12 protein-coding genes and 1 pseudogene are annotated in these 16448 nt (G+C 63.4%); 9 read left to right on the top strand and 4 right to left on the bottom strand.

Features of this window, described 5'->3' with window-relative positions; translation table 11 throughout:
* Positions 1-66: 66 nt before the first annotated feature.
* The 5 genes and pseudogenes from glnD to IM816_RS13655 form a co-directional block, all read left to right on the top strand.
* Positions 67-2604 (top strand): annotated as a pseudogene (glnD, locus tag IM816_RS13675) ([protein-PII] uridylyltransferase); the annotation flags it as partial.
* Entirely contained in the window at positions 2552-3538 is a 987-nt protein-coding gene (dapD, locus tag IM816_RS13670; protein WP_425602582.1) for a 2,3,4,5-tetrahydropyridine-2,6-dicarboxylate N-succinyltransferase, read from the top strand. The pseudogene glnD and the gene dapD, both read left to right, overlap by 53 nt.
* Before the next feature lie 4 nt (positions 3539-3542).
* On the top strand, positions 3543-3896 hold the full coding sequence (locus IM816_RS13665) for an arsenate reductase (RefSeq protein WP_250338493.1): 354 nt from the start codon (positions 3543-3545) through the stop codon (positions 3894-3896).
* 2 nt (positions 3897-3898) lie between these two features.
* Positions 3899-5032, top strand: coding sequence for a succinyl-diaminopimelate desuccinylase (dapE, locus tag IM816_RS13660; RefSeq protein WP_250338492.1), 1134 nt, complete (start codon positions 3899-3901; stop codon positions 5030-5032).
* Positions 5033-5117: 85 nt separating this feature from the next.
* Complete coding sequence (locus tag IM816_RS13655; protein ID WP_250338491.1) at positions 5118-9266, top strand: dermonecrotic toxin domain-containing protein; 4149 nt, start codon at positions 5118-5120, stop codon at positions 9264-9266.
* Positions 9267-9282: 16 nt separating this feature from the next.
* Here IM816_RS13655 and IM816_RS13650 read toward each other — a convergent pair whose 3' ends face one another.
* Positions 9283-10095, bottom strand: coding sequence for a phosphodiester glycosidase family protein (locus IM816_RS13650; RefSeq protein WP_250338490.1), 813 nt, complete (start codon positions 10093-10095; stop codon positions 9283-9285).
* Positions 10096-10197: 102 nt separating this feature from the next.
* Between IM816_RS13650 and IM816_RS13645 the strand changes: the two genes are divergently transcribed.
* On the top strand, positions 10198-10686 hold the full coding sequence (locus IM816_RS13645) for an NUDIX hydrolase (protein WP_250338489.1): 489 nt from the start codon (positions 10198-10200) through the stop codon (positions 10684-10686).
* 85 nt (positions 10687-10771) lie between these two features.
* Here IM816_RS13645 and parC read toward each other — a convergent pair whose 3' ends face one another.
* From parC to IM816_RS13630, 3 genes are all read right to left on the bottom strand, one after another.
* Complete coding sequence (gene parC / locus IM816_RS13640) at positions 10772-13012, bottom strand: DNA topoisomerase IV subunit A (RefSeq protein ID WP_250338488.1); 2241 nt, start codon at positions 13010-13012, stop codon at positions 10772-10774.
* 257 nt (positions 13013-13269) lie between these two features.
* On the bottom strand, positions 13270-14304 hold the full coding sequence (locus IM816_RS13635; protein WP_250338487.1) for a proline iminopeptidase-family hydrolase: 1035 nt from the start codon (positions 14302-14304) through the stop codon (positions 13270-13272).
* A 104-nt stretch (positions 14305-14408) separates the two neighbouring features.
* Positions 14409-15239 (bottom strand): endonuclease/exonuclease/phosphatase family protein, encoded by an 831-nt coding sequence (locus IM816_RS13630; protein WP_250338486.1) that lies wholly within the window; start codon positions 15237-15239, stop codon positions 14409-14411.
* 163 nt (positions 15240-15402) lie between these two features.
* Between IM816_RS13630 and IM816_RS13625 the strand changes: the two genes are divergently transcribed.
* From IM816_RS13625 to IM816_RS13615, 3 genes are all read left to right on the top strand, one after another.
* Entirely contained in the window at positions 15403-15873 is a 471-nt protein-coding gene (locus tag IM816_RS13625) for a hypothetical protein (protein WP_250338485.1), read from the top strand.
* A gap of 71 nt (positions 15874-15944) precedes the next feature.
* Positions 15945-16133 (top strand): DUF3606 domain-containing protein, encoded by a 189-nt coding sequence (locus IM816_RS13620; RefSeq protein ID WP_250338484.1) that lies wholly within the window; start codon positions 15945-15947, stop codon positions 16131-16133.
* Positions 16130-16366, top strand: coding sequence for a hypothetical protein (locus IM816_RS13615; RefSeq protein ID WP_072321752.1), 237 nt, complete (start codon positions 16130-16132; stop codon positions 16364-16366). The genes IM816_RS13620 and IM816_RS13615 overlap by 4 nt, the downstream gene beginning before the upstream one ends.
* The last annotated feature ends 82 nt before the right edge of the window (positions 16367-16448 follow it).

Here is a 16448-nt window from a genome sequence, read left to right as displayed (position 1 = left end):
CGCCGAAGCGTACCGGGTCGTGCCGCAAGGCGCGCCGGAAACGAGCTTTTCCCAGGAGGTTCGGACGTGACGCTGCCACCGCTTCCACGCCTGCCCGCCGTCGTGCCCCGTTCGGGCGTCTCGCCGGAAGCGCGCCGCTCGCTGCGCCAATTGCTTGGTGACGTGGATCGGGCGCTCACGGTGGCGTTCCGAGATGGCGAGGACGCCTCCGCCCTGGCCCGCCGTCGGGCCGAGATTGTGGAGCGCATCGTCGTTCACGTGTGGGGCGCCTGTCTGGGTGACATGGCCGCCGCCGCGCTGTTCGCGGTGGGCGGATTCGGTCGCGGCATGCTGTTTCCGCGGTCCGACGTGGATCTACTGGCCATGGTGGGCGAAAGCTCGCCCGCGCTCTCGCGGGCGCTGGAGCTGTTCTTTGCGTGCCTGTGGGATGTAGGCCTCAAGCCAGGCCATGCGGTGCGTACAGTGGACCAGTGTCGCGAACTTGCCGCGCAGGACGCGAGCGTCTTCACCAGCCTGCTCGATGCGCGGCGCCTGGCGGGATGGCCGATCCTCGGCACCGCCTTGCGCGGCATCCTCGACGATCCCGACATCTGGCCGCCACGCGCTTATCTGGCCGCCCGCCTGGCCGAGCGCGACGCCCGCCACGCGCGCTACGACGATACCGCGCAGAACCTGGAGCCCAACCTCAAGGATGGCCCCGGCGGGCTACGCACGCTGGACGCGCTCCGTTGGTTGGGCATGCGACTGGCGCATGCGCCCGATTTCGACGCGATGGTGGCCGAAGGCCTGCTCGAACCGGTCGAGGCGGCGCGGCTGACCCGCGCGGAAGAAACGCTCCGCCGCTATCGCTACGCGCTGCATCTCGAAGCCGGTCGCGCCGAAGAGCGTCTCCTGTTCGACTACCAGCGCGCGCTCGCGGCTCGGCTCGGTTTCGAGGACGAGCACGCGAAGAACCTTGGCGTCGAGCAGTTCATGCAGGGCTATTACCGTGCGGCGACGCAGATCGAGCGTTCCGGCACGCAATTGGTCGAGCGCTTCGAGGAAATGCTGGACCCGGCGGCCGAACCGCAGCCGGTGGGCAGCGACTATGTTCGCTATGGCTCGCGTATCGCACTGCGCAATCCGCATCTGTTCGTACGCCGGCCTTCGGCGCTCGTCGAGATATTCATTGCGCGCCTCGACGAGCCGGGAATCACGGGCTTTACCGCGGAAACCATGCGACGCATTCAGCATGCTGTTTCAGCGCTCGGCGAATCGCTGGCCGATGATCCCCAGGTGCTGGCGGCCTTCCTCACGCTGCTGCGTCGAGGGGCGCCCGCGGTGGAAGCGTTGTGGCGCATGAACCGACATGGGTTGCTTGCGGCGATCCTCCCAGCCTTCGGCAAGGTCGTGGGGCGGATGCAGTACGACCTGTTTCACGTCTACACCGTCGACGAACACACCTTGCGCGTGCTGCGCAACGTGGCGCGTTTCGCCGATCCCGCCGCCCGTCGCGACTTTCCCATCGCCTGCGAGGTCTGGCCGCACCTGGAAAAGCCTGAACTTCTGTTGCTCGCCGCGCTGTTTCACGACATCGCCAAGGGCCGTGGTGGCGACCATTCCGTGCTGGGCGAAGAAGAGGCGCGCGCATTCTGCACGCGTCTCGAGTTGCCGACGGACGACGTCGAGCTGGTTGCATGGCTTGTGCGCCATCACCTCACCATGAGCACCACCGCGCAGCGCCAGGACATCACCGATCCCGACGTGGTACATCGCTTCGGTGCGATCGTGCAGGACTGGGAACACCTCGATCATCTCTACCTGCTGACCATCGCCGACATCATCGGCACCAGTCCCAAGCTCTGGAACGCGTGGAAGGACCGCCTGCTCGCGGATCTCTACACGGCCACGCGCTTCGCCTTGCGCAGCGATCTCGCGCAGCCCGGCCATGCCACCTCGCGCGTGCGCGAATGCCGCGAGCGCGCGCTCGCCATGCTGGCGGCGGAACACGTGCCGGCCGATGCCATCGCGAAAGTGTGGGCAGACTTTCCCGACACGAGTTTCCTGCGCCACCGTCCCGAACAGATCGCCTGGCAGACCGCCGCCATCCTTCGTGCGCACGGCGCCACACCGCTGGTGGAAGTGCATCCATTCTCGGTGCGCGGCAGCACGGAGCTTTTCATCTACACGCCCGATCGCGACGGTCTGTTCGCGACGGTGACGGCCGTGCTCGATCGCCTGCGCTTCTCCGTGGTCGAGGCGCGCGTGCTCGTCTCCAGCACCGGCAAGGCGCTCGATACGTTCCTCCTGCTGGAATCGGATTCGCAGGCACCCGCGACCTTGCAGCGCGCCGAGGAACTTCGCGGGCGCATGCTCCGCGCGCTCGAGCAGCCGGTGGGTCACGGTCCACCCAAGCGTAGCCTCTCGCGGCATCTTCGGCATTTCCAGATGGCTCCGCGCATCGAGTTCGTGGACGCGGGCGAACGCACACAACTCGCCCTGGTCTGCACCGATCGTCCCGGCTTGCTTGCCGCCGTGGCGCAAGCGCTGGCCGAAGCTGAAGTACGCGTGCATGATGCGCGCATCGCCACGTTCGGCGAACGTGTCGAGGACTTCTTCCAACTCACCGATCGCAGCGACGCCCCGCTATCGCCCAACCATCGGGAGATCGTGCGGACGTGCCTGTTGCGGCATATCGGCTCCGAAAGCCCCAGGATTTCCCCTCATGCAAATGCAAACGCTTGAATCCATCATCGACGACGCCTTCGAGCGTCGCGCCTCCCTCACCCAGAACGAGATGGAGGGCGATCTTCGCGAGGCGGTTGAGCAGGTGCTCAATCTGCTGGAGTCCGGCGAGCGTCGCGTGGCAGAACCCAACGGTGAAGGCGGCTGGACGGTCAACGCGTGGCTGAAGAAGGCGGTGCTTCTCTACTTCCGCATGAATGGCAACCGCGTCATGGATGGCGGTCCGTCCAGCGCGTTCGACAAGGTGCCCCTGCGCTTTACGGATGGCGATGCCACCGAGTACGCGAGCCTCGGCGCGCGCGTTGTGCCGGGCGCGCTGGTACGCCGTGGCGCACACATCGCGAAAGATGCCGTGCTGATGCCGAGCTACACCAACATCGGTGCCTACGTCGGCGCCGGGACGATGGTGGATACCTGGGCGACCGTGGGCTCGTGCGCGCAGATCGGTGCCAACGTGCATCTCTCTGGTGGCGTCGGCATCGGTGGCGTGCTGGAGCCGCTGCAGGCCAATCCGACCATCATCGAGGATGGTTGCTTCATCGGCGCGCGTTCCGAGGTCGTGGAAGGCGTGGTGGTGGAGAAGGGCTCCGTGATCGGCATGGGGGTCTTCCTCGGCCAGTCCACGCGTATCTACAACCGTGCCACCGGCGAGGTCAGCTACGGCCGCGTGCCGGCCGGCAGCGTCGTCGTGTCGGGCAGCCTTCCGGCGAAGGATGGCAGCCACAGTCTCTACGCGGCAGTCATCGTGAAGCAGGTGGATGAGAGGACGCGTTCCAAGACCGGCATCAACGAACTCCTGCGCAGCGGCGAATGACGCGATGACGATCACGCTCTACGGTCTGCCCAACTGCGATACCTGCAAGAAGGCGCGCAACTGGTTGGCGCGCTTCGACGTCGCGCACGACTTCATCGATTACCGCGCCAACCCGGTGCCTGCCGCCACGCTTAAAGCCTGGGCCGAGCACCTTGGCGGATGGGAAAAGCTGGTAAACAAGGCGTCCACTACGTGGCGCACGCTGCTGCCACAGCGCAAGGCTCCGCGTACCGATCCGGAATGGACGTTGCTGCTGAAGGAATATCCTGCGCTGATCAAGCGTCCGGTGGTCGTCGATGGGGACACGGTGTCCGTCGGCTTCTCCGACAACGCCTTCAAGAAGCGATTCGCCAAGTAGCCATGTCTGCTGTCATCGATCTCACCCGGGACTTGATCCGCCGCCGCTCGGTCACGCCCGACGATGCAGGTTGCCTGCCGTTGATTGCTGCGCGTCTCGAACGCTTAGGGTTCCATATCGAACATCTGCGCTTCGGCGATGTCGACAACCTGTGGGCGACCCACGGCACGGAAGAACCTGTGCTGGCCTTCCTCGGGCACACCGACGTGGTTCCCCCGGGTCCGGAGGAGCGTTGGCGGTTTCCGCCCTTCGAGCCCACCGAGCACGACGGCATGCTCTATGGCCGCGGTACGGCGGATATGAAGGGCTCGGTGGCGGCAATGGTCGTGGCGCTGGAGCGCTTCGTCACGGCACATCCGCAGCATTCGGGCACGGTGGGCCTGCTGCTTACCAGCGACGAGGAAGGCGTGGCGCTGCATGGCGTACGCGAGGTGGTCGAACATTTCGCGCGCAGCGGGCAGCGGATCGATGCCTGTGTGGTCGGTGAGCCCTCGGCCAAGGAGACACTCGGCGACCTCATTCGCGTCGGTCGACGTGGCTCCCTGTCCGGCACGCTGACCGTAAAAGGTGTGCAGGGCCATGTGGCCTATCCGGACAAGGCGCTGAATCCGATTCATCGTTTCGCACCTGCGCTTGCGGCCCTGGTTGCGGAGCGCTGGGACGATGGCAATGCCGATTTCCCGCCCACGTCGTTCCAGGTGTCCAATATCCACGCGGGCACTGGCGCGAACAACGTCATCCCCGGTGAGTTGGTAGCGCTGATCAATTTCCGTTTCTCCACCGCCAGTACGGCCGATGGCCTGCGTGAGCGCACGGAGGCCATCCTTCGGGCGCATGACGTGGCGTTCGATCTCGACTGGCATCTCTCGGGCCATCCCTTCCTTGCTCCCCCTGGCGGGCGCCTGCGTCGCATCACGGCCGAAGTCTGCCGCGAACTCTGCGGCATCGACCCGGAGGAAAGCACGGGCGGCGGCACCTCCGACGGCCGCTTCATCGCACCGATGGGTGCCGAGGTCATCGAGCTGGGACCGGTCAACGCAACGATCCACAAGGTGGACGAATGCGTGTCGTTGGCCGATCTGGAACGCTTGCCCGATCTCTACGAAGCGATCTGCGATCGCATGCTGCGGCAATAGACTACGCCGGATGTAGCGAAGGCCTATAGGTCCTGGTGGTCTCGCCCGCAAAACTCTCGGGCACCACAGACGTAAAGGACTACCTATGGGACCGTTCGTGCGACATACGCTGACGGCGCTGATTGCCATGAGCCTCAGCCAGACCGCATCGTCGTCAGCGCAAGAGCTTGCTGACGGGCAGATAGTGTCTGCAGACGATGCCTTGGACGCAGCGCGCTTGCTGACGCGAGTCACTGGCGCCGACAACGCGAAACTCGGTGCCGCCGTGGCGATGCCCGATGCCGAGGCGATCAATCAATTGCTGAGCGACATGCGCTCGGTGATAGCCGGTAGGCCCGACTTCGCGTCGGCATCCAAGAGGGCGCTTGCTGACGAATTGAACCAGAAGTTTCCGGGTATTCTGCGGAAATACGATGTTGGCGACATCTACGTAACGACGTTCACAGCGGATGGGAATGAAGCGAGCAAGACGGTGTCCTCCCGTCGCCTGCTGGACGTCTATCGGGAAGCAATCGCCGCGAAAGGTGTCTTTCCGGTTTACAACCAGTCCGAGACAGGCTTCTTCAGCGCTGCGAGCACTACGGCCGCCGCCGCGAGGATTTCTGAACTTGCCGGCGGTTCCGGGTTGACCAAGGTGGAGGCGGCCCTCGCGACATCGGCCAGCTTCAAGCACGCGTACGACAAGCAGTCCGACGCATTCTGGAACCAGCCCCTTCCGGAGCGAAGGTCCACGACCGAGAGGGTGGCTCCGACGCGAAAGCAATGGGTGGCGCGAGCGATAGGCGCACTCAGGAAGCTGGAGGTGGAGGCAGGCGTCCACGAGGGCTCGCTCGACGAGGCGGCCACGTCGCTTCTCTCTGCGGTGATTTCTCCTGATCCAAGTGCGGGCGAAGGATCGCCTGGCGTGCTTGGCATTGAAGTCACCCTCGCAGGCAAAGGCGATAACAGCGTGGTGCCCTCCGACGCGCTGATGGTCTCTGAGCGCGCATGCACGACCTTTCCTCAGGGCGATTGTGGGAAGGTGCTGCTGCTTTCTCCCAATCTTTCGACAAAGGTATTCGACAGCGCCGCGGTCATGCATGCGTGGATCGTGCAGGCGCTCGGTGAGTCAGCGACCGTACGCACGCACGCCGTCGACAATGGGCTCGTCTGGATGATTGGCCGCGTGATTCAGAACGCATCCAGCGAGTTCGCCGAGGCACTCCGTCATGCCACCCAGGCTACGATGAAGGCAGAAGAACTCGTACACACGTTGGCTTCGCATGGCGACCCGGTGGACGATCTCGATCAACGGTTTGTCATCCATGCCTACAACAGTCGCCGCGTTCTCGAGCTGCTGATGCCCGATGACGTTGTCGACGGGACGATGGCCGCCAAACGAGCATGGTGGACGAAGGCGGCAACCTATCTCAAGAAATTCAGTGCATCGTTCGATGCCACCACCAAGGATCTGGCGATTCCTGGTGACTTGAAAGAATTGTCACGAGACATCCTGAGGAAGCTGCTGGTCGCAGCCGGTTTGGAAGTGACCGATCCAGACGCGATTTCCGTGTTCGAGTGGACCTACCGCGAACACCACAAGGGTAAGCAACGACGCTGGCAGGGTGACGACGGCAATTGGAACAAGGTCGACGAGAAAGGTACCTGGCACACCGGCAAAAAACTGAGCCTTACAGAGATCGCGCTTGAGAACATGGTCGCGACGCAAAGACAGCTCTCGCATTACGAGGTCCTTGACGACAGAGGGTTGCCTATCGCCGGTCTGTCCGATGAAGTAGTCACGCGTATCGTCCGTGAGGCGGATGTCGCCAAGCGCTACATCGATGCGGTCGATCGTTTTCAAGCGACGATAGACCTCGACGCATTTGCACTGGCGTTGGGACACCGAATGGCGTTCGAGCTGGTAGCGAGCGGCGGTTCGCTGCCACGGTCCGAACTGACGGAAAAAACGACTGGCTCGATACTTCACGCCCTTGCCCATCCGAGCGCCACGTCGCGAATTGCTGTGCGCCATCTTCACGTCGGAGAGGCCAGCGTAGGCGGTGGTGTCGTGCTTTTCGAGACAGGCCAGGAGGGAGACCAAGCGTTCGTTCTTTACACTCCTCATGCGCCGAGTGGCAGCGCGTTTCGCGCGTTCCGCAGCCTCGGCGACATATCGACTCTGTTCCGAACCGATGCCGCGTTGCGCACCTACATCGTCCAATCCATCGTCTCAGGCGAGCGAGCAGCCGCGACGCGGATTCTTCTGCGGGGCGGGCGAAGCGACGTGCAAATGGTTCCAATCGAGGGCGATTTCCTCCGGGCGAGTGCGCTCGCCTTTTTCGTCCAGCTTCGGAACGAATCGCGACACATGGCCGTTTCGACGTCGCGGAAGGACCGGCTGGAGGTCGCGCATCACGTCAATGGTGCGTCGGATCTTCTGAGCATGGTTCTGCCGCTTTACGGTCTCGTGGAAGGCGGTATGGGAATGACGGGAGCCGTGGAGTGCTTCGTGGATGGCGCAGAAGGCTGTTACGGGAAGCTGGGCATGGCTGGACTCTCCATCGCGCTGGAGGTAGGGCCGCCGCTACTTGCCCGTCCACTCATTTACGCGGGCAAGGCCCTGGGCCGATCCATAGGCAAACTGGCCACCTTCGGTCGCCATTCCACGGTGGGGCGAAGCTTTACGCTCCCGATGCCTGCCAACGTTGCGGCGCCGCGATCATCTGAGGCATGGGACGGTCTCGCGCGGCAGTTTGCGGTGCGCGATGTCGATACCGGCGCCATGCATTCGCCGTCTCCGAATCTGTATCGCGATAGCGTCGGGCAAGAGTACGTAAAGATACGTGGGCAGGTGTTCAAGAGCCGAAATGTCTCCAAGCCCGATGGCAGCGTCGAGAGAGTGATCTACCACCCGACGGCCGCGGGCAATAGCCGGCCAATTACGTTGACCAACGGCGAGTGGCATCCGCGTCCATATACCGGGTTGCTGGGTGGTTTTCCCGATAGGCCGCCACCCATCGAATGGCGCGAGCCGCGCTGGGGGGAGGGCATCTTCCGAGGCATCGATCGGCCCAGGGACGGAAACATCATGGTGCCCCTGAACGGCTACCAGACGCCCATACGTTTCGATCTGCAAACATGCAGATGGCGCTTGGTCGACCGGAACGGAAAACTGTGGGAGGAGGTCGAGTACGACACCGCCGCCCGTGCATGGAAGTCCGTAGTCACGGGCGGGCCATCGGGTGCTCCGGCGGTGCCTTCTCCGCGCGCTACGGGTGAGGCCAGGCGTGCGGCACTGACCGAGTTCGGAATCAGTCGCGATCCTGTGTCATGGCCGAGTGTCCGCCAGGGACCGAGGAGCGACATTCCAAAAGTAATCAATCAAATTTGGATTGGTGACGTCAACGAGTTGATGAGGCTCGGCGGCGTGCGTGGCAAGGACGGGCTGCCTTTCAAGGAAAAGGCATTGACGGACCTTATTGGCGACAACAGCCGCATCGCAAATGCGAAAGGGTATAAGCCGACGCTCTACGTGCTGCCGGATGATGCTACCTCTGGGAGCCTCAGCAGGCTACGCAGCAAGCTGCCGGGTGTGGAGGTGGTGGATCTGCGAAACACGGAGCTGTTCGAAGGCTTCAAGGCATCGACGCACTACGAGGCATTTCTTTTCTTTCAGAAGAATGAGAGGGCAACGCGGAATCTGGCCGCAGCCAGTGACATCCTCCGCAACTACATCCAGTACAAAAAGGGAGGTATGTACCTCGATACGGACGACATGCTCAAGCCCGCCTTCGGCGAAAATCCTCTGCAGGCAGCGAAAGACGAAATACTCACAGGCCCACTCGTGACCAACAGGGATCTGAATATGCTCGGTGAGTTCAACACCAACGCCTTCGGCTCCCACAGCGGTAATCCGTTTTTTCTGGACTTGCTCCAGGAGCAGACGGCGAGGTTCAAGCTCAATCAAGCAAAATTGCGCAATCGCCCGTACGGAGACAATCCGGAGGTGGGGGTCTACATGGCAATGATATCGAGAACCACAGGGCCCCATGTGTTCAATATCAAGCTTCGCGATCGATCGCCCGGGCATGCGCGATATGCCGATGCCGCGCTCGACCGTCACATGATCGGTAAGGACAGGAGTGTGAGTAACGCCTATTCCGACGGGACATCCGAACTCCAACGCACTTACGAGCCGTTGTCACGCGGGGTAGATACTGGGAGCAATCATTCATGGAGGCAAACGAGGTAACGCTCGCGCCTGACGATCAGCGCCGCTTCGGAAATACCGCGACGATGCCGGCGTAAGGCTTGGTCATGAACACGGGTGCGCCAACGTAGCCGTCGTCCGGCGTGTATGCCTGCGAGATCGTGCCGTCGAGGAACAACGCGTCCCGGCAGCCGATCTCGTCGCGGAACAGCCGCGCAAAACTGTGAAAATTGACCGGCGCGCGGCTGACCACGAAGACGACGTCGTGCGAGGTGCGAGCACAGACGCCACTGCGCCATTTCATGCTGTCCGAGCCGTTGTCGAACTGGGGATTGATCTGCCCGTCGATCACCAGCATGGGCCCGGACTGCGTTGCCCAGCGCGGCTTGCGATCTGCCGCGCGAAAGGCTTCGCTGCTACGGACCTCCGCGCTGCCGTCGTCATAGACGGCGAACACGCCATTGGGCAGCAACGAGAAGTTGCCCGAACGCGGATTGCCATGCACCAGATTCAGCGGCACAAGCGTCTTGCCGTTCTCCACGTAAAGCCCGAGGGGCTTGAACTCGCGGTCGTAGATGCCCGCGTTGGTCGCGAAGACCAGAGGGCGCCCTTTGCCCGCCGTCCAGGTCTTCAGCGCTTCGATGCCACCGAAGGGCTCGCCGGTATCGGGGTTGCGCCAGATCAGTTCGATGTCCTCGTTACGCGTGTCTACGTTGACGACGAAATAGGACTGGCTGTCGAAGACGACGTCGCGCCCGTCCACGGCATCCGCCGGATCGGCGCAGCCGACGGCAAGGGCCGCGAGGCAACCGATAGCGAGAAACCGCAGCGCGGATGCGCCAAGCGCGAGGGACGAAGGGAGCGGGAGCATCGGACGATGTTCGCCGGACGGGCCTGGCAGTGCAAGGGCGATGACGCGGGCGAGCGGCGCAAGGCGTAAACTCCAGCGTTTTTCCCCAAGCCTTCCCTCGCCATGCCTTATACCCCCATCGTCGCCACGCTCGGGTACGTGTTGTCGCCGGACGGCCAGCGCGTCCTCATGATCCACCGCAACGCCCGCGAAGACGATCAGCACCTGGGCAAATACAATGGCCTCGGCGGAAAAATGGAGCCAGGCGAGGACGTCGCGTCGTGCATGCGCCGGGAGATCAGGGAAGAGGCCGGCATCGAGTGTGTGGAAATGCGCCTGCGCGGCACGCTGAACTGGCCGGGTTTCGGCAAGCGGGGCGAGGACTGGCTCGGCTTCATCTTCGTCATCACCCGCTTCGAGGGTACGCCCCTCGCATCGAATCCCGAGGGGTCGCTGGAGTGGGTGGCGCTCGATGCCCTCGATGCCCTGCCGATGTGGGAGGGCGATCGCCATTTCCTGCCGCTGGTGTTCGACACCGACCCGCGGCCTTTCCATGGCGTGATGCCGTACAAGGACGGACGAATGGTGTCGTGGGACGTGACTCGGTTGTAACGTGGTGGGAGCCAGCCTGCTGGCGATGGGTGCTCGCGGCAAGCTCCCTTCGCCAGCAGACTGGCTCCCACCGAAGTCCACCGCATCAACCGGTGGTTTCGATGCGCTCCACACGACGCAGGCCACGCGGCAGTACACCGCCGCGCGTGGCGCGGTTGCCGCCGTATTCGACAAGGTCCGCCCATTTCAGCGTGAGCTTACGCTGCCCCGCATAAAGCGTGACCTCGCCCTTGCCCTCGGCGACCACGGCGATGCCGACGACGCGTTCCTCACCGGAGACCAGCTTGGCCTTCGGGATCTCGATGAGCTTGTTGCCCTTGCCCTTGTCGAGTTCCGGCAGTTCCGCGACCGAGAACATCAGCAGATGGCCTTCGCCGGTGACCACGACGATGCGGTCACGCGACGGATCGGCCGTAAGCGCAGGTGCCAGTACCCGTGCGCCATCGCTCAGCGTGATGATCTGCTTGCCCGCCTTCTGTCGGCCGGTGAGTGCCTCGAAGCGCGTCACGAAGCCGTAGCCGAAGTCGGTGGCCAGGATGACGCGGGTATCGTTGTCCGCGGCTACCACGGCATCGAAGCGGGCGCCAGCCGGTGGGCTGAAGCGGCCGGTCAAGGGTTCGCCGTTGCCGCGTGCCGACGGCAGCGTATGCGCGGCGGTGGCATAGGCACGGCCGGTGGAGTCGATGAACGCGACCTGCTGTGTGGTCCGCGCGCGGGCCACGGCCAGCAGGCTGTCACCATCGCGGTAGGACAGCGCTTCGCCGTCGATGTCGTGCCCCTTGCCGGCGCGTACCCAGCCCTTCTGTGACAGCACGACCGTGACCGGTTCGGAAGCGACCAGCGCGCTTTCGTCGAGCGCCTGGGCGGCGCTGCGCTCGATCAGCGGCGAGCGACGCTCGTCGCCGTACTTCTCGGCGTCGCTGCGCAGCTCTTCCTTGATAAGGCCCTTGAGCTTGGCTGGCGACTTGAGCAGGACATTGATCCGCGCACGCTCTTCCTCGAGCTTGTCGCGTTCCTCGTTGATCTTCATTTCCTCGAGCCGCGCCAACTGGCGCAGCTTCGTCTCGAGGATGTAGTCCGCCTGTTCCTCGTCGAGCCGGAAGCGCGCAATCAGCACGGGCTTCGGTTCTTCCTCGGTACGGACGATGCGGATCACCTCGTCGATGTTGAGGTAGGCGATGCGCAGCGCTTCGAGCATGTGCAGTCGACGCTCGACACGGCCGAGACGGTGGTTGAGGCGTCGCGTAACGGTATCGGTACGGAAGCGCAGCCACTCGCTGAGGACCATCTTGAGGTCCTTCACCTGCGGCCGGCCGTCGAGGCCGATCATGTTGAGGTTGACGCGGAAACTCTTCTCCAGGTCGGTGGTGGCGAAGAGGTGCTGCATCATCTCGTCGACGTCGACGCGATTGGAGCGCGGCACGAGCACGAGTCGGATCGGATTCTCGTGATCCGACTCGTCGCGCAGGTCTTCCAGCATCGGTAGCTTCTTCGCGCGCATCTGCGCAGCGATCTGCTCCAGGATCTTCGATGGCGAGACCTGATGGGGCAGGGCTGTGATGACGATGTTGCCGTCGTCACGCTCGTAGACCGCGCGGGCGCGGATCGACCCAATGCCGTTTTGATACATCGCCACGATTTCCTTGCGCGGCGTGATGATCTCGGCGGTGGTCGGGTAGTCCGGACCATGCACGTGCTCGCACAGGTCGATGATCGTGGCGTCGGGATCGTCGAGCAGGCGAATGCAGGCGCTGGCGACCTCGCGCAGGTTGTGCGGCGGGATATCGGTGGCCATACCCACGGCAATGCCCATCGAGCCATTCAACAGGACGTGGGGCACGCGCGCGGGCAACCAGGACGGTTCTTCCAGCGTGCCGTCGAAGTTGGGTACCCAATCGGTGGTGCCATGGCCCAGTTCGGAGAGCAGCACTTCCGCGATCGGCGTGAGGCGCGACTCGGTATATCGCATGGCCGCGAAACTCTTGGGATCGTCCGGCGAACCGAAGTTGCCGTGACCGTCCACCAGCGGGTAGCGATAGGAGAACGGCTGAGCCATGAGGACCATGGCCTCGTAGCAGGCCGAGTCGCCGTGCGGATGGAACTTGCCGATCACGTCGCCGATGGTGCGCGCGGATTTCTTCGGCTTGGCGGTGGCGCCCAGCGCCAGCTCGCTCATGGCGTAGATGATGCGCCGCTGCACGGGCTTCAGTCCGTCGCCCACGAAGGGGAGGGCGCGGTCCAGCACCACGTACATGGAGTAGTCGAGGTAGGCCCGCTCGGCGTAATCCTTGAGCGGGATCTGTTCGTAATTGGCTTGCAAATTCATGGGCTTGTGCATCCGGCAGGCGCGCTACTGCGCGTCGATAACCGAACGATGTTGCCAGAAAGGCGTCTCAGGAGCGAAGACTTACCTGGTTCACCCCGCGGCGATAGGCCAAGGCACCGGTGGGAGCCACCCTGGTGGCGATAAGCCAACGAAGCGGTGTAGCGGCGAGGCAAGCTCCATCGCCAGCAGGCTGGCTCCCACCGGCAAGCTCTCGTCGCCATGGCGGCTCCCACAAGGGCCCGGGCCCATCCGGCACGTCAATTCAGCGGCTTGCCCGCGTCCACGTCCTTCAGGAATTTGATCAGCCCCGTGAAGTAGGTTTTCTGATCGTCGTACATGGCAAGGTGCGAGCCCTGGGGGCACAGCAGGAAGCGCGCGTCCGGCATCTTCTTCGCCATGGCGGCCATGTATTTCGGGTCCATCGTGTCGTACTGCGCCCCGATGACCAGCGTCGGAACCTTGATCGTCTTCAAGGCCTCGCTGCGATCCCAGTGGAGGAGCTTGCCGCTGGCGCCCAACTCGCTCGGGCCCTGCATCGACACATAGATCTGCTCGTTGATGTGACCGAAGGCACGTTCCACCGGCTCCGGCCACTGCGCGGCCGGCATGCGCAGGATGTGCTTTTCGTAGTGCATCGGCATGAGGATCGCCATGTATGCCGGATCGTCGGTCTTGTGCTCCGCTTCCAGTCGCTTTACCTCGGCCAGTTTCTTCTGGTCCATGGCAGGCATCAGCACCTTGGTGGCGTACTCGTTGTACGCGGGAATGCTGTCCATCATGTTCGAGATGATCAGCCCCTTGAGGTGCTGCGGATATTTCAGCGCGTATTCGATTGCGAGCACGCCGCCCCAGGAATGCCCGAGGACAAAGAAGTTGTCCTTGTCCAGGTGCAGCGCCTGGCGCACCTGTTCCACTTCGTCCACGAAGCGTGGGATGTCCCAGAGCGACGGATCGGTCGGCTTGTCGCTGAAGGCCGAGCCGAGCTGGTCGTAGTAGTAATACTCGATCCCCGCACCGGGGAAGTAGCTGTCGAACGCCTCGAAGTATTCGTGCGTTGCCCCCGGGCCGCCATGCAGCAGAAGTACCTTGATGGTCGGATTGTTGCCGACCCGCTTGGTCCAGACCTTGAACTTGCCCTTGGGCGTGTCGATGACGATCGACTTCTGGCCGCCGGACAGCACATCGTCGCGGCCGGTGTTGTCGAAATAGGAGGCGCTGGTTGCGGGCGGCGTTGCCGCGTGAGCACAGAAGGCGGTGACGGCCAGAAAAGCAGCAGCGAGAAGTCGGCGCATGGTGTATCCCCCGGGATGGATGGTCGCCATCATCGACGTCCAACGCGCCGTAGGCAAGCCGGCGGTGGGGCGGCGCAAGCAGCCGCTCCACTGCCGTCCATTCCTCAGAGGTCGAAGTCGGCGAACACCGGAAAATGATCCGACGGATAGCGTCCGTCTTTCGACGTCGTAACGGTCTGCACGAACGTCGGCGATACACCGCGGTAGAGAATCCAGTCGATTCGCTTGGTGGCGTTGCCTGTGAAGTTGTGGAACGTCTCGGCCGGGCCCTCGCGCTTCGGCGCGGTTTCCCACGCGTCCTTGAGCGTCGCCGTCAGGGTCTTGTGCGATTCGCTGTCCGGTCCCGTGTTGAAGTCGCCGGTGACGATGACCGGCACGTCCTTCGGCAGCTTGGCGATCCACTCGTTCATTTCATGCGCGCTGCGCGAGCGGGCATCCTCATCGCTGTCGCGGTACGGGTAATGCGTGTCGAGCAGGTAGAAGCGCTTGTGATCGGAGATGCGTTCGAACAGCGCCCAGTTCACCATGCGCGGAAAGAGGTTGCCCCAGGTAATGCTGCCGACCTTGTCCGGCGTGTCGGAGAGCCAGAAATCACCCGATTCGACGAGCTTGAGCGTGTCCTTGCGGTAGAAGATGCCCATGTGCTCGTCGGTGTGCTTGCCGAAACGATCGCGGCCAAACCAGGTGTATTCCGGTAGCCCCGCCACCGTGTCGTCGCCTTGTTGCTTGTGCAGTTCCTGCGTGCCGATGACGTCGGGATGGAGTTGCCGGATGGTATCGGCGAAGAGGTCGCGTCGATGATTCCAGTCGTTGAGGCCGTCGTTGCCGGTGATCGTGCGGACGTTGAACGTCATCACCTTCAACTCGCTGGCGGCGACCGAGGTCGCGGAAATAGCCAGGGCAGCGGCGATGGCCAGGTGACGGAATCGAATCATGGGGACGAGCTTCCTTCCGAACGGGAACGCCGACTATAGCCAGAGCAGTGCGCCCGTGTCGTGACACGTTACCGCCCGCGACGCCATGTCCACCCAGGAAAACCGCCCGCGGGGCCCGGCTGAGGCAGAATAGACGGCTCGATCGACGGACGCCGGAGGCGACATGAACTTGGATCACGATTCGCCCGGCAAGCCGGCCAATGGACGCAAGGTGGTGTGGATCATCGTAGCGGTGGCGTTCATCGCTTCCGCCACGACGGCGATGCTTGCATTCACGGCCTCGCATCGCGCCAGGGAGAGGGACGCCAAGGCACTCGCCGCCGACACCGCCGATTTGCACGCTGAGTTGGACCTCTGGCGAACGCAGCTCGCCGATGCGGAAAAACAACCGTCGCGAGACCAGAGTCCGTATATCGATCGCCTGGTACTGCGTACCCGCGAGCTGAGCCTGTGGAAGCCGCGTACGCCATGCGGGCAGGACGCGCGTGGGCAGTTGGTGCGCGCGATGGAAGCGCGCCTGTCGCTCATGCTGCATGAGTCGGCCCCACCCGCGAGCGCATTGGATGAGGCCACCGTGCTGGATGGCGCCTTGCGTCAGTGCGAGGCGACGCGGGGCAGGGACGTGAACATCTGAGCGTCCGCGTCGAAGTTACGTGCGCGTAACAAAGCTCGTGGTACAGGTGCTTCTTCCTACGAGGCCGCGCCATGAACGAAGAGATCTTTGTCGCCGCGCCGACCGACCTGACGCGAGTGAATGTCACGTTGCGTTCGGACATCCGTTACTGGACGCGCGCTCTCGGCGTGAGTGAGAACGTCTTGCGAAGTGCCGTGAAGAACGTCGGGGAGCATTCGTGGGACGTGAAAGCCGAACTGCGACGCAGGCGCCGTCGATGAACGACGCAGGCCGTCCGTTTCGCATTTTCATCTTCTACCCAGGCATGAACGAACGGGTCTGGCGTGTGGTACTGCCCGGCGGCGCGAAGCATCTGTTTCCCACCGAAGGTCGCGCGGTCGAGTTCGCACTCTCGTCAGCCTCGGCGGTGACGGGGCAGATGCGACGTGTCGAAGTGCTCAAGGAAACCCTTTCGGGTGGCTGGATGGTGTTGCCTCGGGTCAGCGCCACGTGATCCATCGATCGGTCGGGTGCTTCCGGTGGTGATCGACACCGGCACAGCAGGTGGTGGCCGGTAGCACGGGGCAGGGTGACGA

It is taken from the genome of Luteibacter flocculans, from assembly GCF_023612255.1.
GTDB lineage: Bacteria > Pseudomonadota > Gammaproteobacteria > Xanthomonadales > Rhodanobacteraceae > Luteibacter > Luteibacter flocculans.
Note: the sequence above shows the minus strand (reverse complement) of the source record. Positions and strands in the feature narration are given on the sequence as shown.

Excerpts from the sequence above, each read along its gene's own strand:
- IM816_RS13615 (WP_072321752.1), top strand. The coding sequence starts at position 16,130 with ATGAACGACGCAGGCCGTCCGTTTCGCATTTTCATCTTCTACCCAGGC.
- IM816_RS13630 (WP_250338486.1), bottom strand. The coding sequence starts at position 15,239 with ATGATTCGATTCCGTCACCTGGCCATCGCCGCTGCCCTGGCTATTTCC.
- parC (WP_250338488.1), bottom strand. The coding sequence starts at position 13,012 with ATGAATTTGCAAGCCAATTACGAACAGATCCCGCTCAAGGATTACGCC.
- IM816_RS13650 (WP_250338490.1), bottom strand. The coding sequence starts at position 10,095 with ATGCTCCCGCTCCCTTCGTCCCTCGCGCTTGGCGCATCCGCGCTGCGG.
- IM816_RS13635 (WP_250338487.1), bottom strand. The coding sequence starts at position 14,304 with ATGCGCCGACTTCTCGCTGCTGCTTTTCTGGCCGTCACCGCCTTCTGT.
- IM816_RS13665 (WP_250338493.1), top strand. The coding sequence starts at position 3,543 with ATGACGATCACGCTCTACGGTCTGCCCAACTGCGATACCTGCAAGAAG.
- IM816_RS13625 (WP_250338485.1), top strand. The coding sequence starts at position 15,403 with ATGAACTTGGATCACGATTCGCCCGGCAAGCCGGCCAATGGACGCAAG.
- dapE (WP_250338492.1), top strand. The coding sequence starts at position 3,899 with ATGTCTGCTGTCATCGATCTCACCCGGGACTTGATCCGCCGCCGCTCG.
- dapD (WP_425602582.1), top strand. The coding sequence starts at position 2,552 with ATGATGCGCGCATCGCCACGTTCGGCGAACGTGTCGAGGACTTCTTCC.
- IM816_RS13620 (WP_250338484.1), top strand. The coding sequence starts at position 15,945 with ATGAACGAAGAGATCTTTGTCGCCGCGCCGACCGACCTGACGCGAGTG.
- IM816_RS13645 (WP_250338489.1), top strand. The coding sequence starts at position 10,198 with ATGCCTTATACCCCCATCGTCGCCACGCTCGGGTACGTGTTGTCGCCG.
- IM816_RS13655 (WP_250338491.1), top strand. The coding sequence starts at position 5,118 with ATGGGACCGTTCGTGCGACATACGCTGACGGCGCTGATTGCCATGAGC.